This window comes from Streptomyces sp. NPDC026062, assembly GCF_055568375.1.
Genome location: NZ_JBVHOQ010000028.1, coordinates 106,500 through 125,579 on the forward strand (window position 1 = coordinate 106,500; position 19,080 = coordinate 125,579).

16 protein-coding genes are annotated in these 19,080 nt (G+C 71.1%); 7 read left to right on the plus strand and 9 right to left on the minus strand.

Annotation, left to right across the window (positions count from 1 at the left end):
• Positions 1-140 precede the first annotated feature (140 nt).
• Genes ACZ4LX_RS24620 through ACZ4LX_RS24635 form a run of 4 tightly spaced genes read left to right on the plus strand, consistent with a single transcriptional unit; the run spans position 141 to position 4,511 of the window.
• Entirely contained in the window at positions 141-3,053 is a 2,913-nt protein-coding gene (locus ACZ4LX_RS24620; RefSeq protein ID WP_467643769.1) for a sensor histidine kinase, read from the plus strand.
• A complete protein-coding gene (locus ACZ4LX_RS24625; RefSeq protein ID WP_467643772.1) occupies positions 3,050-3,493 on the plus strand; it encodes a roadblock/LC7 domain-containing protein in 444 nt (147 codons plus the stop codon). The genes ACZ4LX_RS24620 and ACZ4LX_RS24625 overlap by 4 nt, the downstream gene beginning before the upstream one ends.
• Positions 3,494-3,502: 9 nt before the next feature.
• On the plus strand, positions 3,503-3,925 hold the full coding sequence (locus ACZ4LX_RS24630) for a DUF742 domain-containing protein (protein ID WP_467643775.1): 423 nt from the start codon (positions 3,503-3,505) through the stop codon (positions 3,923-3,925).
• Positions 3,906-4,511, plus strand: coding sequence for a GTP-binding protein (locus ACZ4LX_RS24635; protein ID WP_467643777.1), 606 nt, complete (start codon positions 3,906-3,908; stop codon positions 4,509-4,511). Before ACZ4LX_RS24630 ends, ACZ4LX_RS24635 begins: the two co-directional genes overlap by 20 nt.
• A gap of 88 nt (positions 4,512-4,599) precedes the next feature.
• Here the strand turns inward: ACZ4LX_RS24635 and glpK are convergent, their stop codons facing one another.
• From glpK to ACZ4LX_RS24665, 6 genes are all read right to left on the minus strand, one after another.
• Positions 4,600-6,099 carry a glycerol kinase GlpK gene (gene glpK / locus ACZ4LX_RS24640; RefSeq protein ID WP_467643779.1) on the minus strand — a complete coding sequence of 500 codons (1,500 nt, stop codon included), beginning with the start codon at positions 6,097-6,099 and terminating at the stop codon, positions 4,600-4,602.
• A 37-nt stretch (positions 6,100-6,136) separates the two neighbouring features.
• On the minus strand, positions 6,137-6,898 hold the full coding sequence (locus ACZ4LX_RS24645; RefSeq protein ID WP_467643782.1) for an MIP/aquaporin family protein: 762 nt from the start codon (positions 6,896-6,898) through the stop codon (positions 6,137-6,139).
• Between the two features lie 235 nt (positions 6,899-7,133).
• Positions 7,134-8,324, minus strand: a complete 1,191-nt coding sequence (locus ACZ4LX_RS24650) for a lipid-transfer protein (protein WP_467643785.1) — start codon at positions 8,322-8,324, stop codon at positions 7,134-7,136.
• On the minus strand, positions 8,321-8,797 hold the full coding sequence (locus tag ACZ4LX_RS24655) for a Zn-ribbon domain-containing OB-fold protein (RefSeq protein ID WP_467643788.1): 477 nt from the start codon (positions 8,795-8,797) through the stop codon (positions 8,321-8,323). Before ACZ4LX_RS24655 ends, ACZ4LX_RS24650 begins: the two co-directional genes overlap by 4 nt.
• Before the next feature lie 48 nt (positions 8,798-8,845).
• On the minus strand, positions 8,846-9,193 hold the full coding sequence (locus ACZ4LX_RS24660; RefSeq protein WP_467643791.1) for an Mpo1-like protein: 348 nt from the start codon (positions 9,191-9,193) through the stop codon (positions 8,846-8,848).
• 128 nt (positions 9,194-9,321) lie between these two features.
• Complete coding sequence (locus tag ACZ4LX_RS24665; RefSeq protein ID WP_467643794.1) at positions 9,322-10,128, minus strand: M15 family metallopeptidase; 807 nt, start codon at positions 10,126-10,128, stop codon at positions 9,322-9,324.
• A 57-nt stretch (positions 10,129-10,185) separates the two neighbouring features.
• Between ACZ4LX_RS24665 and ACZ4LX_RS24670 the strand changes: the two genes are divergently transcribed.
• Positions 10,186-10,728, plus strand: a complete 543-nt coding sequence (locus ACZ4LX_RS24670) for an NUDIX domain-containing protein (protein WP_467643796.1) — start codon at positions 10,186-10,188, stop codon at positions 10,726-10,728.
• 21 nt (positions 10,729-10,749) lie between these two features.
• Here ACZ4LX_RS24670 and ACZ4LX_RS24675 read toward each other — a convergent pair whose 3' ends face one another.
• A complete protein-coding gene (locus tag ACZ4LX_RS24675) occupies positions 10,750-13,101 on the minus strand; it encodes a glycoside hydrolase family 31 protein (RefSeq protein WP_467643799.1) in 2,352 nt (783 codons plus the stop codon).
• Between the two features lie 239 nt (positions 13,102-13,340).
• Between ACZ4LX_RS24675 and ACZ4LX_RS24680 the strand changes: the two genes are divergently transcribed.
• Both ACZ4LX_RS24680 and ACZ4LX_RS24685 read left to right on the plus strand, forming a co-directional pair.
• The gene (locus tag ACZ4LX_RS24680; RefSeq protein ID WP_467643803.1) at positions 13,341-15,317 is read left to right on the plus strand and encodes an acetoacetate--CoA ligase; all 1,977 of its coding nucleotides are present in this window, start codon (positions 13,341-13,343) and stop codon (positions 15,315-15,317) included.
• 67 nt (positions 15,318-15,384) lie between these two features.
• Complete coding sequence (locus ACZ4LX_RS24685) at positions 15,385-16,302, plus strand: hypothetical protein (RefSeq protein WP_467643805.1); 918 nt, start codon at positions 15,385-15,387, stop codon at positions 16,300-16,302.
• 94 nt (positions 16,303-16,396) lie between these two features.
• Here the strand turns inward: ACZ4LX_RS24685 and ptsP are convergent, their stop codons facing one another.
• Positions 16,397-18,067 carry a phosphoenolpyruvate--protein phosphotransferase gene (gene ptsP, locus ACZ4LX_RS24690; protein ID WP_467643807.1) on the minus strand — a complete coding sequence of 557 codons (1,671 nt, stop codon included), beginning with the start codon at positions 18,065-18,067 and terminating at the stop codon, positions 16,397-16,399.
• A 78-nt stretch (positions 18,068-18,145) separates the two neighbouring features.
• On the minus strand, positions 18,146-18,595 hold the full coding sequence (locus ACZ4LX_RS24695) for a PTS sugar transporter subunit IIA (RefSeq protein WP_467643810.1): 450 nt from the start codon (positions 18,593-18,595) through the stop codon (positions 18,146-18,148).
• Positions 18,596-19,080 lie beyond the last annotated feature (485 nt).

Genomic DNA, 19,080 nt, shown 5'->3' on the forward strand with positions numbered 1-19,080 from the left:
ACAACTCATGGTCAACTCCCAGTAAGGCGGCCGAAAATCGTCCGGATGTGCCTTCGAGTTGTCTGTGTGTCGGTAGTAGGCTCGCGCCGTTTGTTGACGGAACACCGTTCCCGCTCCGCGGGGCCGAGCTGGGGGAGGCCATGCGCTTTCGCGGAAAGTCCATCCGCAGGAAGATCGTGGCGTTGCTTCTGGTGCCGCTCGTCTCCCTCACCGCACTCTGGGGCTTCGCCACCTATCTCACCGGCCGCGAGGCAGGCCAGCTGCTGAGCGCGAGCACCATCGTGGAGAAGGTCGGCCACCCCCTGGAGGACACGGTCAGGGCCGTCCAGAACGAGCGCCGTCAGACCCTTGTGTTCCTCGCCGACCCGCGGGCCTCCGACGCCCTGCCGATCCTGCGCACGCAGCGCGCGGTCACCGACCGGGTCGTGGAGCGTGTGACCTCCAGCGCGCAGCAGAAGGACATCCGCGACGCACTGAGTCCCGACGCCGAAACCCAGCTCAGCTCGATCCTCGGAGCGGTCGAGGAGCTCGACGCCCTCCGTGACTCCGTCGACCGGCGCACCATCGACCGCGCCAAGGCGATGGACTACTACAACCGCCTCATCGACCCCTGCTACAGCTTCCTGACCGGCCTCCACACGATGGAGAACGTGTCCATGGACAAGCAGGTCCGTGCGCTGACCGGTGTCTCGCGCGCCCGCGAGATGCTCGCCAGGGAGGACGCACTGATCGCCTCAGGGCTCCTGGCAGGGCGGTTCACCGCTCCGGAGCTCCGGCAGATCTCCGATCTGGTGGCCGGCCGCAGGCTCCTGTACGAGATCAACCTTCAGGTGCTCCCCGCTTCCGAGCGGCGCCGTGTGGAGCAGTACTGGACGGGACCCGACAGCGAACCGCTGCGCACCGCCGAGGAAAGTCTCCTCACCCAGGGGCCCACCAGCAACTCCCGAGCCGTGGACAGCGCCCGCTGGCAGGAGGTGGCGCCACCGGTCCTGGACCGGCTGGCCAACGACTCGACCGAGATGAACAACCGCTTCCAGGACCGGGGCAAGCCCGCCGGCTACAGCGTCCTGATCAAGGCGGGCGCCGCCGGAGTGCTCGGATTCCTCGCCCTGCTCGTCTCCGTCTTCGTGTCCGTACGCATCGGCCGTGAGCTCATCCGTGACCTCTCCCGTCTGCGCAAGGACGCCCACGAGGTCTCAGGAGTGCGGCTGCCCAGCGTGATGCGCCGTCTCGCCGCCGGCGAACAGGTCGACGTCGAGACCGAGTCCCCGTACCTCCAGTACGAGCGGGACGAGATCGGCCAGGTCGGGCAGGCGCTCAACACCCTGCAACGGGCAGCAGTCGAGGCGGCCGTCAAGCAGGCGGCGATGCGGCGCGGGGTCTCCGAGGTGTTCGTCAACCTCGCCCGCCGCAACCAGGTGCTGCTGCACCGCCAGCTGACGCTCCTGGACACGATGGAGCGCCGCACCGAGAACACCGACGAACTCGCCGACCTGTTCCGCCTCGACCACCTCACCACCCGGATGCGGCGCCATGCCGAGGGGCTGGTGATCCTTTCCGGAGCCGCCCCCTCCCGCCAGTGGCGCAAGCCCATCCAGCTCATGGACGTGGTGCGCGCCGCGGTCGCCGAGGTCGAGGACTACGAACGGATCGAGGTCCGCAGGCTCCCGCGGATCGGCGTGGGCGGCCCCGCGGTCGCCGACCTCACCCATCTCATCGCCGAACTCCTGGAGAACGCGGCGGTGTTCTCGCCCCCGCACACCGCGGTCCAGGTGCACGGCGAACGGGTCGCCAACGGCTTCACCCTCGAAATCCACGACCGGGGCCTGGGGATGCCCCCCGACGTACTTCTGGACGCCAACCTCCGGCTCGCGGAGACTCCCGAGTTCGAACTGTCCGACACCGACCGGCTCGGCCTCTTCGTCGTCAGCCGGCTGGCCCAGCGGCAGAACGTCCGCGTGTCGCTCCAGACCTCCCCCTACGGAGGCACCACCGCCGTCGTCTTCATTCCGGCCGCGCTGCTCACCGACGCCCCGGACTCGCACGGCACCGGATTCCGTCTCGACCGCAGGTCCGAGAAGGCGATAGCCGGTGGCAGGCCGGACAGCGAGCCGCCCGGGGGAACGGGGGAGGGAACACCGGACCGCCACCTCACCGCCGCCCGCCCGCAGGACCGGCAGGGAAGCCTCTCCCCGGTCCCCAGCGGACTGGCGGACCCGGCCCTGCTGGACGGCCCGGTAGAGCTCGAAGGGCCCCTCGCGATGCGGGACTTCGACCGCGACCCGCTCCTCGAAGCCGTCGTGGATCGGGGCCCCGACCCCCTGCTCGACGGAGTCCCCGACCTGGACGACACCGAGAGCGAGCGCGGTGGCATCTTCCGCGCCCGTGAACTCCGGCGCGACGACGACCGCGAGCAGCATCAGCAGGCGGCCGACCGCGCCGAGGAACCGGACGGCGTCCGGGCACTCCGCCCGGACGGCCCGCGCCCGCTGCCCCGCCGCAGACCGCCGACCCTCGTCACCGACCGGGGCCGCCGCGTCGACGAGAACGGCCGCGCCCACCCCACGACCCCCGATCCGGAGCCCGCGCGCCCCTCGGCCCGGCGCCCGGTGACCGGCCCCGTGCGGCACGAGGACCAGCCTTCGGTGACTGGCCCCGTCGAGCACGAGGAATGGCGCCGCCCCGCCGAACCCCGGCCGTCCACCGGCCCCCGGACCTCCGCGGGGCCCGCCGAAGTCACGCCGTCCGCGCCTGCGCCCCGGTCGTCCCCGGCCGCGGTCCCGTCCCCGCCGGCCGCCCCCGACACCCTGGGCGGGCTGCCCCGCAGGGTCAGGCAGGCCAGCCTCGCCCCGCGCCTGCGTGAGGGACCGGACGCCGCCGGGCCGGACCGGGTGGAGAGCGCCGAGGACATCGAGCGGGACGCCGACGAGGTACGCGACCGCATGGCCTCGCTCCAGCGCGGCTGGCAGCGCGGACGCCTGCAGAACGCCGAGGACGTGAACGGCCCCGGTGACTCAGCACACGGAACCACTCCGGGAAGGGACGGTCCATGACCGCACCGAACGCCGCAGCACTCAACTCCGCACGCCAGGGGTCAGGTGAACTCAACTGGCTCCTCGACGAACTCGTCGAGCGCGTCGCCAGCATCCGCAAGGCGCTGGTCCTCTCCAGCGACGGACTCCCCACCGGCGCGTCCAAGGACCTGACCCGCGAGGACAGCGAGCACCTCGCGGCCGTCGCCTCGGGGTTCCACAGCCTCGCCAAGGGTGTCGGCCGCCACTTCGACGCCGGCCGGGTCCGGCAGACCGTCGTCGAGCTCGACGAGGCGTTCCTCTTCGTCACAGCGGCCGGTGACGGCAGCTGCCTCGCCGTGCTCGCCGATTCCGACTCGGACGTCGGGCAGGTGGCGTACGAGATGACGCTCATGGTCAAGCGCGTGGGAGCCCACCTGGCCAACACACCGCGGACGACCGGTCAGTCCACCGGAAGGTGAGTGGACGGGATGAACGCCGACACCTCCCGTGCCCCCCGGAACCCCGGCGATCCGCAGTCCTCGCGCTGGTACGACGCCGACGCGGGGCCGGTGGTCCGCCCGTACGCCATGACCAGGGGACGTACCAGCAGCGCGTCCCGGCACCGCCTCGACCTGATCGCGATCGTCATGCCGGAACCCGCGGCCGACGATCCCGGCGGAGACCAGATGCTCTCCCCGGAACATGTGGAGATCGTCGAACTCTGCAGTGACATGCCTCAGTCGATCGCCGAGCTCGCCGCCGGTCTGGACCTCCCTGTCGGGGTGGTCCGGGTCCTGGTCGGCGATCTTGTCGAGGACGAGCTGGTGCACGTGACCCGTCCCGTTCCGCCGGCCGAGCTGCCGGATGTGAACATTCTTCGCGAGGTGATCAATGGCCTTCGGGCGCTCTAGCCGCAGCAGGCGGCCCGTTGAGCCCGTTACCCTCAAAATCCTGGTGGCGGGCGGCTTCGGAGTGGGCAAGACGACCCTGGTGGGCGCGGTCAGCGAGATCAGGCCGCTGCGCACGGAGGAGAGACTGAGCGAGGCAGGGCGTCCGGTGGACGACCTGGACGGTGTCGAGGCGAAGAGCACGACGACGGTGGCGATGGACTTCGGGCGGATCACCTTGCGCGAGGACCTGGTGCTGTACCTGTTCGGAACGCCCGGACAGGACCGCTTCTGGTTCCTCTGGGACGAGCTCGCCCAGGGCGCGCTGGGGGCGGTCGTCCTCGCGGACACCCGCCGGCTCAAGGACTGCTTCGCGGCGGTCGACTACTTCGAGCGCCGTGAGATCCCGTTCGCCGTGGCCGTCAACTGCTTCGAGGGTGCCGACCGGTTCCCCGCCGGGACCGTGCGGGCGGCGCTGGACCTGGATCCGCAGGTGCCGGTGCTCATGTGCGACGCACGTGACCGGTCGTCCGTACGGGATGTCCTGGTGGCCGTCGTGGAGCACGCGGTGGCCCGGGTGGACCGGCTTCGCGAGCCGGTCACCACGTAGGACCCGGAGGGCGGAACGCGGCCCGTACCCCCGCCGACAGGGGTACGGGCCGCGCGTCGGTGAGCGAGGGGAAAGCGAAGTCCTGCGGCTACTCCTGCCAGCCGAGGCTCCGCTCCACCGCCTTGCGCCAGTTGCCGTACTCGCGTTCGCGGGCCTCCGGTTCCATCCGGGGCCGCCACTCCGCATCGCGCTGCCAGTGCGTCCTGAGCTCGTCGAGCCCCTGCCACACGCCGGTCGCCAGCCCCGCCGCGTACGCCGCGCCCAGGCATGTGGTCTCCGCGATCCTCGGCCGGATCACCGGAACACCCAGCACATCCGCCTGATGCTGCATCAGCAGCTGGTTGGCCGTCATACCGCCGTCCACCTTGAGCGTGCTGATCGGCACGCCCGAGTCCTGGTACATCGCGTCGACGACCTCACGCGTCTGCCAGCTGGTCGCCTCCAGGACGGCGCGCGCCAGATGTGCCTTGGTGACGTAGCCGGTCAGTCCGGTGATCACCCCCCGGGCGTCGGAGCGCCAGTAGGGGGCGAACAGTCCGGAGAACGCGGGCACGATGTACGCCCCGCCGTTGTCCTCGACGCTCGCGGCCAGCGTCTCGATCTCCGCCGCGCTGCCGATGATCCCGAGCTGGTCGCGGAACCACTGCACGAGTGCTCCGGTGATCGCGATCGACCCCTCCAGGCAGTAGACGGGCGCCTCGTCGCCGATCCGGTAGCCGACGGTGGTGATCAGCCCGTTCTTGGAGGGCACGGGGCGGTTCCCGGTGTTGAGCAGCAGGAAACTTCCGGTGCCGTACGTGTTCTTGGCCGTGCCCGGGTCGTAACAGGCCTGGCCGAAGACGGCGGCCTGCTGGTCGCCCAGGGCCGAGGCGACAGGCACCCCGGCGAGCGCGCCCACGGCCGTTCCGTACACCTCGGACGACGATCTGATCTCAGGAAGCACGGCCGCCGGGATATTCATGGCGGCCAGGATCGACGGGTCCCACCGCAGCGTTTCCAGGTCCATCAGCATGGTGCGCGACGCGTTGGTCACGTCCGTGACGTGGACTCCACCCGCGGTACCGCCGGTGAGATTCCAGATCAGCCAGGTGTCCATCGTCCCGAACGCGATCTCGCCGCGCTCGGCCCGTTCGCGCAGACCGGGCACGTGGTCCAGCAGCCAGGCCGCCTTGGGGCCGGAGAAGTAGCTGGCCAGCGGAAGGCCGGTGGTGGCGCGGAACCGGTCCTGCCCGTCGGCGCCACCGAGCTCGTCGCAGAGATCCGCGGTGCGGGTGTCCTGCCAGACGATGGCGTGGTGGACGGGGACCCCGGTGGCCCTGTCCCAGAGCACGGTCGTCTCGCGCTGGTTGGTGATGCCGAGAGCGGTGAGCCGGTCCGCCCGCAGGCCGGCCCGGTCCAGGGCTCCGGCGACGACGGCCTGCACGGTCGTCCAGATCTCGGCGGCGTCGTGCTCCACCCAGCCCGGACGGGGGAAGATCTGCCGGTGCTCGCGCTGGTCGACGGCGACGACGGCCCCGTCCTGGTCGAAGATGATGCAGCGGCTGGAAGTGGTGCCCTGGTCGATGGCGGCGACGTACCTGATCGTCATGGCTTCCTTTGTCCGTCGGGTGGATCCGGCACGGTCCTCAGAACGCGGCGTTGAACACGAGACCGCCCAGCAGCCCGCCCACGAGCGGCCCCACTACCGGTATCCAGGCGTAACTCCAGTCGGATGTCCCCTTGTTCGGTATCGGGAGCAGTGAATGCACCAGCCGGGGACCGAGATCGCGGGCCGGGTTGATGGCATAGCCGGTGGGCCCGCCCAGTGAGAGACCGATGCCCACCACGAGGAGGGACACCAGGAGTACGGAGATCCCGGAGCCGTAGATGCCGGCACCGGCCCCCGCGACCGGACCGATCGCGATCCCCTCGTTCTTGCCGAAAGCCAGGATCGGCAGTACCAGAGCGGCTGTCGCGATGATCTCGGTGACGAGGTTGGCCACCGGATTCCGGATCTCCGGGGCGGTCGCGAAGATCCCGAGCGTGGGCCCGGAGGTGTCCTCGTCGGCGTTGGCGCGGAACTGCGCGTAGTACGTCAGCCAGGCCAGCACCGCGCCGATGACGGCACCGGTCAGCTGACCCAGGATGTAGAGGGGGACCTTGTCCCATTCGCCGGTGTCGACGGCGATGCCGACGGTCACCGCCGGATTGAGGTGGCCGCCCGACAGCGGGGCGGCGGTGTAGGCCCCGGCGAGTACGCCGAAGCCCCATCCGAAGGCGATGACGACCCAGCCGGCGGCCCTGGCCTTCGAGTGGTGAAGCGTGACGGCGGCGCAGACGCCGGCGCCGAAGAGGACGAGGACGGCGGTTCCGAGGAGTTCCCCGGTGAAGATGTCTCCATTGCTCATGGCGCTCCCAGTGGTTGTCCGGCGGGTTTCGCCGGGCGCTTCCATGGCTACGGAGGCCGGGAGCAGGCAGGAGCCGTGCCCCGCCCGGCGACCGTGACGAGCGTGGGACCAGCCGGCCGCCGTGATGGGGGAGGACGGCGTCGGCTGGGAATGGAGTGTTCACCGCGCTTGATGTGGCGTCAAGAAGACTGACAGCAAACGCAGTTGGGGATGGGTGCGGGCACCGGGGTGACGCTCAGCGCACCGCCACGACGGCGGAGCCGTGACCGAACAGCCCCTGGTTCGCAGTGATCCCGGCCCGCGCCCCCGGAACCTGCCGTTCCCCGGCTGTGCCCCGCAGCTGCCAGGTCAGCTCGCAGACCTGGGCGATGGCCTGGGCCGGCACCGCTTCACCGAAGGAGGCGAGCCCGCCGCTCGGGTTCACCGGAACGCGCCCGCCGAGCGCCGTGGTCCCCGCGCGCACGAGCGCCGCCCCCTCGCCCGGGGCGCACAGCCCGATGTCCTCGTACCACTCCAGCTCCAGCGCGGTGGAGAGGTCGTAGACCTCGGCCAGGGACAGGTCTCCGGGGCCGATGCCCGCTTCCTCGTACGCGGCGCGCGCGATCGAGGCGCGGAAACTCAGGGGCGACGGTTCGACGGCCACCGCCGAATCCGTGGCGATGTCCGGCAGATCGAGCACCGCTTTCGGATAGATGGGCGTCACGGTCGACACGGCACGGATGCGGACCGGGTCGGCCGCCCCGTGGCGGCGGGCGAAGTCCATGCTGGACAGGACGAGGGCAGCGGCTCCGTCGGAGGTGGCGCAGATGTCCAGCAGCCGCAGCGGATCGGCGACCACGGCGGAGGCCGCGACCTGCTCGGCGCTCACCGGCGCCCGGTAGCGGGCGTTCGGGTTCAGCGCTCCGGCCGCCGCGTTCTTCACCTTGACCCGGGCGAAGTCCTCGGGGGTGTCCCCGTACAGGGCCATCCGGCGCCGGGCGTACAGCGCGAAGTACGCGGGATTGGTCGCGCCCAGCACCCGGAACCTGAGCCAGTCCGGATCATCGGGCCGTTCGCCGCCCGCCGGGGCGAAGAACCCTTTGGGGGCGGCGTCCGCGCCCACCACGAGCACGACGTCCGCCATGCCGGCCAGGATCTGCGCCCTGGCCGTGTTCACCGCCTGGGCGCCCGACGCGCAGGCCGCGTACACACTGGTCACCCTGGCGCCCTGCCACCCCAGCGCCTGGGCGAAGGTCGCCCCGGACACATATCCCGGATAGCCGCCGCGCACGGTGTCCGCGCCGACCACGGACTGTACGTCGCGCCACTCGATGCCCGCGTCGCCGAGCGCGTCACGGGCGGCCGCGGTGCCGTACTCCACAAAACTGCGGCCCCACTTGCCCCAGGGATGCATGCCCGCCCCGAGGACGGCCACGTCCCCGCTCATGCCGCACCGTCCCCGGAGCCGGCGGCGACCGGCCGCCAGTGCCAGGTGGTGCGCACGGCCCCGTCGTCACCGGGGCCGGGTTCCATTACCCCGGGCACGGCCTCCACCGTCATCCCGACCGAGAGATCCCCGACCCCGACGCCGGGCGCCGCCTGCCCGAGTACGACCATCCGCTCGGCCGCCAGCTCCACCGCCACCAGTGTGTACGGCTCCCAGGGCGTCTCCGGATCCGAGAGATAGGGGGCGGGCGGCCGGTAGCGGCCGTCGGTGTACGACCAGACCGTGCCGCGCCGGGACAGCGGCACCTCGACGAGTTCGCCGCCCGAGCAGCCCGGATTGCGGCAGAGCCCCTTCAGGGGCGGGAAGAAGACCGACGAGCAGAGCGGGCAGCGGGTGCCCAGCAGCCGGAAGTCCCCCTCCGTGCTTTCCTCGGTGAACCACCCGGCCACCACAGGTATGCGCTTGCGCGACAAAGCCCCTCCCGGCACTGGATCTGACGGAACGTCAGAAGTGTGCCACGGTCAGCTGTTGTCGGCGAGCCACTTGGCAGCGGTCTCCGCGAGCTCCCGGTCGCGGCCGGTCAGCATCATCCCGATCATCTGCGCGTCACCACGCAGCGACCAGGCGGGATGGCCGAAGGTGGCCGGGTTGTTCTTCTCGATCAGGAAATGGGCGGGCCAGGCGGTTCCGTACCCGATCAGCGGCAGCGCCGCCGCATACCGCTTGCGGCCGCGCGCCAGTCCGTAGGCGGTGATCGCGAGACCGGTCAGGGTGCCGGTGAGATGGACCCAGCGGGTCGCGGCGCGGGAGTGCATCGCGACGTAGTAGGGCCAGAATTCTTCGTACGAATCGAACGTCTGCTGTGACATAGGGGCACCGTAATGGCTGGACCGGCAACCGGATACGGCAGGTACGCGTCCGAGAAGGAGACAGGGCGGCCGGAACCCACGGGGGTGGTCCCGGCCGTCCGCTCACCTTCTCCGCCGGGTGTGCCCGTTCAATGGCCGGCGACGGAACTGCGGGCCACCGGGAAGTCGAAGTAGGTGTCCGGAAACAGCTCGGGCTTGAAGGTGTAGTGCCACCACTCCTCGGCCAGATTCACGAAACCGGCGTCGCTGAGCGTCCTCTTGAGGAACTGGCGGTTGGCGCGCTGCACGCCCTGGATCCGCGGATCGTCCGTGTGCGAGAGCGTGTCGAAGCAGTCGAAGCCGGTTCCCATGTCCACCGAGTTGTCCGGGAAACGTTCGCTCCGCGGCGCGTAGCACGGCACCAGCTTCTCGCCCGGACGGTACGGCCTGGTCGGCTGCGCCGGCAGCCGCACCAAGGTCAGGTCCACCGTGCTGCCCCGGCTGTGCCCGGACTTCTCGGCGATGTAACCGTCCGCGAACAGGCGGGTCTTGTCGACCTGCGGATAGAACTCGCCCTTCATCGTCTCGTCGCCCAGATCCTTCGCCCACCGCACGAAGTGGTCGACCGCCCGCTGGGGCCGGTAGCAGTCGTACACCTTCAGCGAGTAGCCCTGCGCCAGCAGCCGGACCTGGGCCCTGTGCAGCGCCTCGGCCGCCGGCCGGGTCAGGACGCACAGCGGCTGACGGTACCCGTCGACCGGTACCCCCATGAAGTCGTGGCCGGTGGGGTAGCGCATCTCCTGGATGATCGTGCGATCCACCGAGCGCAGCGCGACGAACTCCAAGGGAGCCTTCGGCTCGGGCTTCGCCTGCGCCACAGGGGCGGCGGCGGTGACGGCGAGCAGAGTGGCGGCAGCCGCCGCCAGGACACGGAATACGGAACCCATGGATGTCATGAGCACATCGTCCCCTGGCCGGGGCCTCCCGGGTGGGCGATCGGATACAGTCCGCGCGTGCCCGCGACGACGAGGAAGCCGGTCAAGCCTGTGAAGCACTCCCACTGCGGCAGCTGCGGAACCCCGTACACCGCACTCGGCTCCCCCTCGGCCTGGCCCCGCACCTGCACGGCCTGCGGAACCACCGCCTACCGCAACCCGCTGCCGGTCGCCGTCGCCCTGCTCCCCGTCACCGGCCGGGGCGGCACCGGACTCGTCGTCATCACCCGCACCATCGAACCCCGCCTCGGCGGCACCGCCCTCCCCGGCGGCTTCATCGACCACGACGAGGACTGGAAACACGCGGTCGTACGCGAACTCCGCGAGGAGACCGGCATCGAGGCCGGACGCGACGAGGTCCGGCTCGCCGACGCCCTCAGCGACCCCGAAGGCCATCTGCTCCTGTTCGGCCTGCTCCCCGCCCGCCCGGCCGCCGCACTCCCGCCGTCCGTGCCCACTGCCGAGACGTCCGGATACGCGGTGCTGCGCGCCCCCGAAGAGCTCGCCTTCCCCCTCCACACCGAGGCGGTCCGCTCCTGGTTCGCCGGCCGCTACCGCTGACCGCGCCCGCGCTTCCCGCGCTCAGAGCCCGCGCACCCGGACCGGACAGTCCACCAGCCCCTCCTCGCCGTCCCGCTCCACCACGACCCGGCCGCCCACCAGCCGCGTCACGTACCGCTCGACCACCGCCGGCTCCCATCCGTCACCCGCGTCACGGACCACCGGACCACCCCCAACGAGCCCCGCCACCGGAGCCCACACCTCCAGCTCCACCCCGCCGTCCGCACCCCGCACCGGAATCACCGCACCGGCCCGCGCCAGCACCGGCACCCGCGCAAGCGGCGCGTCGACCACCACCCGGCCGGGCCCCTCGTACACCGCACCGCTCACCGTGTCGTACCACCGCCCCGGCGGCAGCCGCACCGCCCGCTCCCGCGCCCCCGCTTCCAGCACCGGCGCCACCAGCAGCGCGTCACCCAGCAGGAACGCGTCCTCGCACGCCCGCAGCGCCCGGTCACCCGGCACCGCCCACCACAGCGGACGCACATACGGCGCCCCGGTCAGCCGGGCCAGATGCGCCAGCGTCACCCAGTACGGGCGCAGCCGCTCCCGCTCCACCAGCACCTCCCGCGCACCGTCGAGCACCGACGGGCCGAACTCCCACGGCTCCCGGCGCCCCGCGTCGATCGCCGCGTGCGTGCGGAACAGCGGAAGGTACGCCCCCAGCTGGAACCACCGCAGATACAGCTCCGGCGACGGCGAGCCGTCGAAACCGCCCACATCCGGCCCCGAATACGGCACCCCGCACAGCCCGAGACCCAGCACCAGCGCCAGCGAGGCCCGCAGCCCCGGCCAGCCGGTCGCCACATCACCGGACCAGGTGCCCCCGTACCGCTGCATCCCCGCCCAGCCGGACCGCGAGAAGAGGAACGGCCGCTCCCGGGGCCGCAGCCGGCTCAGCCCCTCGTACCCGGCACGCGCCATCGCGAGGCCGTACACGTTGTGGGCCTCGCGGTGATCGCCGCCCCGCCCCTCCAGCGCGTGCCGGGACGAACGGGGCAGCGTCGGCTCACCGAACGCCGTGAACGACACCGGCTCGTTCATGTCGTGCCAGACACCGGAGAATCCCTGCGCCAGCCGCTCCTCGTACAGTCCGCCCCACCACGTGCGCACCTGCGGATCCGTGAAGTCCGGATACACGCACTCACCCGGCCACACCTCCCCGCGCACGGTCCGCCCGAGCGCGTCCCGGACGAACGCGCCCGAAGTCCCCACCGCCGCACCGGTGTCGAAGACGGCGTCACCCGGCACCGCCGCCACGGCCGGGTCGACGATCGACACCAGCCGCACCCCGTCCTCGCGCAGCTCCTTCGCCAGCCCCGGCAGATCGGGGAAGCGCTCACGGTCCACCGTGAACACCCGGTGCGCGTCGAAATGGTCGATGTCCAGATGGAGCACCGACAGGGGCAGCCCCCGCTCCCGGTACCCCGCGGCGATCCGCCGCACCTCCTGCTCACTCCCGAACCCCCACCGGGCGTGCTGCGGACCCAGCGCCCACGAGGGCGGCAGCGCGGGCGCGCCGGTCAGAGCCGACCACCCCTGGAGCACCCGGGCCGGCGTACCCACCACCACCCAGCAGCGCAGCGGCCCCCCGTCCATCCGCACCTCGGACGTCCCCGGCCGGTCATGACCGGAGCCCGCCCCCTCCTCGCCCTCGCGCAGCGCCACCCGCCCCGCCCAGGAGTTGTCGTGGAACGCCAGATGCGTCCCGGCGTCCGAGACCACCATCTGCACCGGCATCGTCAGATACAGCGGATCGTCCCCGGGACCGAACCGGCCACCCGTATCGGTGTTCCACAGCCCGTACACACCGTCCCTGAGCCGAGGACCCGCAGCCCGCCCGCCCAGCCCGAAGAACCTCGCGTCCGCCGGAACCTCGGACCGCTGCACCCACCGCGCCGGACCACCCGCCACCGGCTCCCACCACCGCGGCGGCAGCTCCCGCCTCAGCACCACCCCGCCCGGCGTCCGCAGCTCCACCGCCCCCAGCCGGGACACCGCCACCGTCAGCCGTTCCGACACCACCTGCCAGCCGCCGTCCTTGTCCGGCTCCAGCAGCGCCCGGGGATCGGCGCCGGGCGCGGCTCCCGGCAGCGCGTACGACGGCAACGGCTCCGCGCCGTCCCACCCCCAGAAGACCGCCCCGCCCACCGCCACCCGGATACGCAGCTCCGAACGCGCGAACCTCACCACACCGCCGCCCGGCTCCGGTTCCGCGGCCACCACGGTCCCCGGGACCCGCGCCCGCTCCGGACCGCGCGCGGGCAGCGCCCGCGCGTCCGCCCGAGCCCGCCGCCACGCGGAGCGCACCGTACGCAGCCCCTGCTTCGAACCGACCAATCTCACCGAGCGCACCAGGTCACGACCGTCCATGCGGCTCACCCTGCCACCCGGTGATCCGGTATCGGGCGTTGTTCAGCTTCCGTTCACCCGTGACCGGCCGGCACAGGCGTGGCCGCACCACATACCGGGACACGCGACCATGGGCGGGCAACCCTGGTGCGAAAGACGATCACATGGCATCGTCCGTGAAGCCGCCTCACGCGCACACCCCAGCCCGTGCGCGCGACACACGCACACACCGCGTAGCCGTAGAGCCAGGGAGCCGCCCCATGACCACACCAGCCGACGAAGCCCCGCTGTGGCAGCCCGGCCCGGACCGGATCGCGGCCGCGGCCGTCACCCGCTTCCAGCGCTGGGCGGCCGCGCACCACGGAGCCCCCGCCGAGGGCGGTTACGCGAGCCTGCACCGCTGGTCCGTCGACGAGCTCGGCTCCTTCTGGCAGGCCGTCGCCGAATGGTTCGACGTCCGGTTCGCCACCCCGTACGAGACCGTCATCGGGGACCGCTCCATGCCGGGCGCCACATGGTTCCCCGGCGCCACCCTCAACTACGCCGAACACGCGCTGCGGGCCGCCGAGGACCCCCTCCGCGCCGACGCCCCCGCGCTGCTCCACGTCGACGAGACCCACACCCAGGTCCCCCTCTCCTGGTCCGCGCTGCGCCGTCAGGTCGGCTCGCTCGCGGCCGAACTCCGCGCCCTCGGCGTCACCCCGGGCGACCGCGTCAGCGGTTACCTCCCCAACATCCCGCAGGCCGTCGTCGCCTTCCTCGCCACCGCCGCGGTCGGCGCCGTCTGGACCTCCTGCGCCCCCGACTTCGGCGCCCGCAGCGTCCTCGACCGCTTCCAGCAGGTCGAACCCGTCGTCCTGTTCACCGTCGACGGCTACCGCTACGGCGGCAAGGAGCACCACCGCGCCGACACCGTCGCCGAACTGCGCCGGGAACTGCCCACCCTGCGCGCCGTCGTGCACATCCCACTCCTCGGGACCGACGCGCCCGAAGGCACCCTCGACTGGACCGCCCTCACGGAGGCGGACACGGAACCGGTCTTCGAGCAGGTCCCCTTCGACCACCCGCTGTGGGTGCTCTACTCCTCCGGCACGACCGGCCTGCCCAAGGCCATCGTCCAGTCCCAGGGCGGCATCCTGCTCGAACACTTCAAGCAGCTCGGCCTGCACTGCGACCTCGGCCCAGAGGACCGCTTCTTCTGGTACACCTCCACCGGCTGGATGATGTGGAACTTCCTCGTCTCCGGCCTCCTCACCGGTACCACCCTCGTTCTGTACGACGGAAGCCCCGGCTACCCCGACGTCAGCGCCCAGTGGCGCGTCGCCGAACAGACGGGTGCCACTCTCTTCGGCACCTCCGCCGCGTACGTGATGGCCTGCCGCAAGGCCGGCATCCACCCGGGGCGGGACTTCGACCTCTCGCGCGTCCAGTGCGTCGCCACCACCGGCTCCCCGCTCCCGCCCGACGGATTCCGCTGGCTCCACGACGAAGTGGCCGAGGACCTGTGGATCGCCTCCGTCAGCGGCGGCACCGACGTCTGCAGCTGCTTCGCCGGCGCCGTACCCACACTCCCGGTGCACATCGGCGAGCTCCAGGCCGCATCCCTCGGCACGGACCTCCAGGCCTGGGACCCCGAGGGCCGGCCGCTGACCGGAGAGGTCGGCGAACTCGTCGTCACCCAGCCCATGCCGTCCATGCCGGTCCGCTTCTGGAACGACCCCGACGGCAGCCGGTACCGCGAGAGCTACTTCGAGACCTACCCGGGCGCATGGCGGCACGGGGACTGGATCACGATCACCGACCGGGGATCGGTCGTCATCCACGGCCGCTCCGACTCCACGCTCAACCGGCAGGGTGTCCGCATGGGGTCCTCGGACATCTACGAAGCCGTCGAGCGCCTCCCCGAGATCCGCGAATCCCTCGTCATCGGCCTGGAGGAGCCCAACGGCGGCTACTGGATGCCCCTCTTCGTCCACCTCGCCGAAGGCGCCGCGCTCGACGACGACCTCCGAGACCGCATCAAACGCACCATTCGCGAGAACCTCTCACCGCGCCACGTTCCGGACGAGGTCATCGAGGTCCCCGGCATCCCGCACACCCTCACAGGCAAGCGCATCGAGGTTCCGGTCAAGCGCCTCCTCCAGGGAACAGCCCTGGCCAAGGCCGTCAACCCCGGCTCCATCGACAACCTGGAACTCCTCCACTTCTACGAGGAGCTGGCCCGCGAGCGCCGCTGACCGAGGCCACTGTCAGTGCCGATGATTACGCTGAGTGAGCAATGTTCGACAGCGCACTGGGGGAATCATGGCGCAGACCAGGAACAAGCGGGCCACAGCCCTGGGCCGTAGCGGCACCACGATGCGACGCGCTCTTCGCCGCGAAGCACCGAGCGTCATCGGTCTTCTGACCGATGAACAGGACTTCGCGGCGATGCGGCGCTACCGCACCTTCGCCTTCACGGACCACACCGTCTATCTGCAGCAGGTGGAAGGGCTGCTCAGGACTCTCGCCGCACAGGGCATGCACACGACCGTCGCCCTCTTCGATCCCGAGGAGTACGCGGAGTTCTGCGCCGAATCGGGAATCGCACCCGACACCCCGGAGGGCCGCAGCCGGTTCACCGCGGAGGTCGCCGCCTGCGGCGCCACCATCGCCTACACCGGACAGCCGATCGACACCCTGATCCCGCTCCTGGCCGCCCGGGCGGTCCGGCGGGCCACCTGGGAGTACGCCACGATGCTCCTGGCCGGGCTCGGGGACTGCGCGGACTGCGGACAGGACATCGGCCGCGCGGCCTTCGACCGCGCATCCCATCTGCTGCTGCGCACCCTTGAGGCGGCAGGACCCGGCACGCACCATCTGGTCTGCAGCACTCCCACGGAGAACGAGCAACTGCTCGCCGCCCTGCACACCGAGCGCGACGCCGGAGGCCCCGCGCACCTCGACTCGGAGGAGGGCGCCGAATTCGTGACCGTGCTCGCCGTCGGGATCGCCCTCGAAAGCCATGGGGGAGTCGTCCTGCGGACAAGCGCCCCAGGGACAGCGGACCGGGTCCACGGCTGGCGCCTGACCGGCGGCAGCCTTGTGCCGCTCACCGAGGGTGAGGTGTTCAGCGCGTACTGCACGGACGCCGACACCGGTGAACCCGTAGCCCCCGAATCAGGCGTGGAGTACTGCGCGGGCTTCGACATCGGTGCCGACACACCGGAGGCGCACCGCTGACGCAAAAGGGCTTCCCGCCGGCACCGGACACAGCGTCCGGCACCGGCGGGAAGCCCCTCATACCTCGCACGACAACGTCGTCCCGCGTGGTGCCCTATTCGCCCGACAGCACCGCCTGCGCGGCAAGGCGGGCCTCCTCGGCAGAATCGGCCGCCCGTGCGGCCGAGGCCGCACGCTCGCACTGGGCCAGCGTGTACTTCGCCAGCGTCGTGCGTACGTAGGGGATGGACGCGGCACCCATCGACAGCGACGTCACACCCAGACCGGTCAGGACACAGGCCAGCAGCGGATCGGAGGCGGCCTCACCACAGACACCACAGCTCTTGCCCTCGGCCTTGGCCGCGTCGGCCGACATCGCGACCAGATCCAGCAGCGCGGGCTGCCACGGGTCCTGGAGCCGGGACACCGCACCCACCTGACGGTCCGCGGCGAAGGTGTACTGCGCCAGGTCGTTGGTCCCCAGCGACAGGAATTCCACTTCCTGCAACACCGAACGCGCCCTCAGCGCGGCCGACGGAATCTCGACCATCGCGCCGAACTTCGCCTGGAGACCGGCGGACCGGCACGCGTCGGCGAAGGCCTTGGCATCAGCCCGGTCCGCCACCATGGGCGCCATGACCTCAAGGTAGACAGGGAGCCCCTCGGCAGCCTTGGCCAAGGCGGTCAGCTGGGTCCGCAGCACATCGGGGTGATCCAGCAGACTGCGCAGCCCGCGCACGCCCAGCGCCGGGTTCGGCTCGTCGGCCGGTGTCAGGAACTCCAGCGGCTTGTCCGCCCCGGCGTCCAGCACCCGTACCACGACACGGCCCTCGGGGAAGGCCTCAAGCACCGCACGGTAGGCGGCGATCTGCTTCTCCTCGGACGGAGCCTGCTTGCTGTCGTCCAGGAAGAGGAACTCGGTACGGAAGAGCCCCACGCCCTCCGCCCCGGCCTCGACGGCTGCCGGCACATCGCCGGGGCCACCGATGTTGGCGAGCAGCGGCACCTTGTGCCCGTCGGACGTCGCACCGGGACCGGTCGAAGCCGAGAGCGCAGCCTTGCGCGCGGCGGCGGAGCTCTCCATCTCCGCCCGCTTCTCGGCGCTCGGCTCGACGAAGATCTCGCCGGTGCTGCCGTCCACGGCGATCACGGTTCCCTCGGCCAGCTCGCCGGCGCCGGGGAGCGCCACGACGGCGGGCACACCGAGAGCCCGCGCCAGAATCGCGCTGTGACTCGTCGGCCCCCCCTCCTCGGTGACAAAACCGAGGACGAGCGTGGGGTCGAGCAGAGCCGTGTCAGCCGGAGCCAGGTCGCGCGCGATCAGTACGTACGGCTCGTCACTGTCCGGCACACCGGGCATCGGTACGCCGAGCAGACGGGCCACAATCCGGTTGCGCACGTCGTCGAGATCGGCAACGCGCCCGGCCAGGTAATCACCCGCCCCGGCCAGTAGCGCGCGGTACGAGGCGAACGCGTCGTACACACCGCGCTCGGCGGTGCTGCCGACAGCGATGCGCCGGTCCACATCCGCCATGAGCTCGGGGTCCTGGGCCATCATGGCCTGGGCATCCAGCACGTGCTGGGCCTCGCCCCCGGCCAGGTTGCCGCGCGCGACGAGGTCGGCCGCCACAGCCTCCACGGCCTGCCGGGCCCTTCCCTGCTCGCGCTCGGCCTCCTCGGCCGGAATCTGCTTGGCCGGCGGTTCGAGCACAGCCGTGCCCATGTGCCGTACCTCGCCGATCGCCACACCGTGGCTCACGCCTACGCCTCGCAGCGTTGTCTGCATGTCACCCGTCTCCGGTTGTGTGCGGCGGCCCATGCCTCCGCGGTGGATATCCAGTCGGCCTTCACTGAGCCGAACGCGTTACTGCCAACCGAACAACGCGTCGCCGACCTTCACGTCGCCGTCCTCGACAACGGCGGACAGCGAGTCGGCCGTCGCCTCCAGCGCCACGACGGGGCAGACCGGCGACTTGCCGGCCGCCTCGACCGCGACGGGGTCCCACCGCACGACGCCCTGGCCGCGGGTGACGGTGTCACCCTTGTTCACGAGCAGCTCGAAGCCCTCGCCGTTGAGCTGGACCGTGTCGATGCCGAGGTGGGTCAGTACCCCGTGTCCGTCGCTGTCCACCACCACGAAGGCGTGCGGGTGAAGGGAGACGACGATTCCGTCGACCGGCGAGACGGCCTCGGACGGCTCGCGCTCGGGGTCGATGGCGGTCCCGGGGCCAACCATCGCCCCGGAGAAGACCGGGTCGGGTACGGCAGCGAGCCCGATGGCGCGTCCGGCAAGAGGGGACGTCACAGTGGTCATGGGGGAGCCTCCCAGAGTGGAGCTTCAATGGCGCCGCCGCGGCTTGTAGGGGGACGGCGTACTGCTCAGCAGCGTAAGTCATAAGAAGTCCCGGTTCCGCCTGAGTCGTGACGGTTCGAGGACCTAGGGGTGCACCGGAAACGATTTGCCTCGACTCCCGGCAGCCTGTACTGTCGTACTTCTGCCTGGCCCCAACGCGACTTTGAGTCGGGGGTCGGCGGCGCCTATCAAGCTCAAACCCTAACCCGATATCGGGCACCCGCATGCTTGCGGGGGCCGGTCAGGGACGGCGAAAAGGCCTGATAGTGTCTGACTCGCCGGAAAGGGAAGCGCGAAAGCGAAGAACTGGAAAGCGAAAATGCGAGACCCGCTTCGACCGGGAATCGGACGCGAAAGAGTCTGATAGAGTCGGAAACGCAAGACCGAAGGGAAGCGCCCGGAGGAAAGCCCCAGAAAATGTTCTGAGGTGAGTACAAAGGAAGCGT

Excerpts from the sequence above, each read along its gene's own strand:
- ptsP (WP_467643807.1), bottom strand. The coding sequence starts at position 18,067 with ATGCAGACAACGCTGCGAGGCGTAGGCGTGAGCCACGGTGTGGCGATC.
- glpK (WP_467643779.1), bottom strand. The coding sequence starts at position 6,099 with ATGACGATCAGGTACGTCGCCGCCATCGACCAGGGCACCACTTCCAGC.
- ACZ4LX_RS24675 (WP_467643799.1), bottom strand. The coding sequence starts at position 13,101 with ATGGACGGTCGTGACCTGGTGCGCTCGGTGAGATTGGTCGGTTCGAAG.
- ACZ4LX_RS24665 (WP_467643794.1), bottom strand. The coding sequence starts at position 10,128 with ATGACATCCATGGGTTCCGTATTCCGTGTCCTGGCGGCGGCTGCCGCC.
- ACZ4LX_RS24645 (WP_467643782.1), bottom strand. The coding sequence starts at position 6,898 with ATGAGCAATGGAGACATCTTCACCGGGGAACTCCTCGGAACCGCCGTC.
- ACZ4LX_RS24635 (WP_467643777.1), top strand. The coding sequence starts at position 3,906 with ATGGCCTTCGGGCGCTCTAGCCGCAGCAGGCGGCCCGTTGAGCCCGTT.
- ACZ4LX_RS24630 (WP_467643775.1), top strand. The coding sequence starts at position 3,503 with ATGAACGCCGACACCTCCCGTGCCCCCCGGAACCCCGGCGATCCGCAG.
- ACZ4LX_RS24695 (WP_467643810.1), bottom strand. The coding sequence starts at position 18,595 with ATGACCACTGTGACGTCCCCTCTTGCCGGACGCGCCATCGGGCTCGCT.
- ACZ4LX_RS24625 (WP_467643772.1), top strand. The coding sequence starts at position 3,050 with ATGACCGCACCGAACGCCGCAGCACTCAACTCCGCACGCCAGGGGTCA.
- ACZ4LX_RS24620 (WP_467643769.1), top strand. The coding sequence starts at position 141 with ATGCGCTTTCGCGGAAAGTCCATCCGCAGGAAGATCGTGGCGTTGCTT.
- ACZ4LX_RS24680 (WP_467643803.1), top strand. The coding sequence starts at position 13,341 with ATGACCACACCAGCCGACGAAGCCCCGCTGTGGCAGCCCGGCCCGGAC.
- ACZ4LX_RS24685 (WP_467643805.1), top strand. The coding sequence starts at position 15,385 with ATGGCGCAGACCAGGAACAAGCGGGCCACAGCCCTGGGCCGTAGCGGC.
- ACZ4LX_RS24650 (WP_467643785.1), bottom strand. The coding sequence starts at position 8,324 with ATGAGCGGGGACGTGGCCGTCCTCGGGGCGGGCATGCATCCCTGGGGC.
- ACZ4LX_RS24660 (WP_467643791.1), bottom strand. The coding sequence starts at position 9,193 with ATGTCACAGCAGACGTTCGATTCGTACGAAGAATTCTGGCCCTACTAC.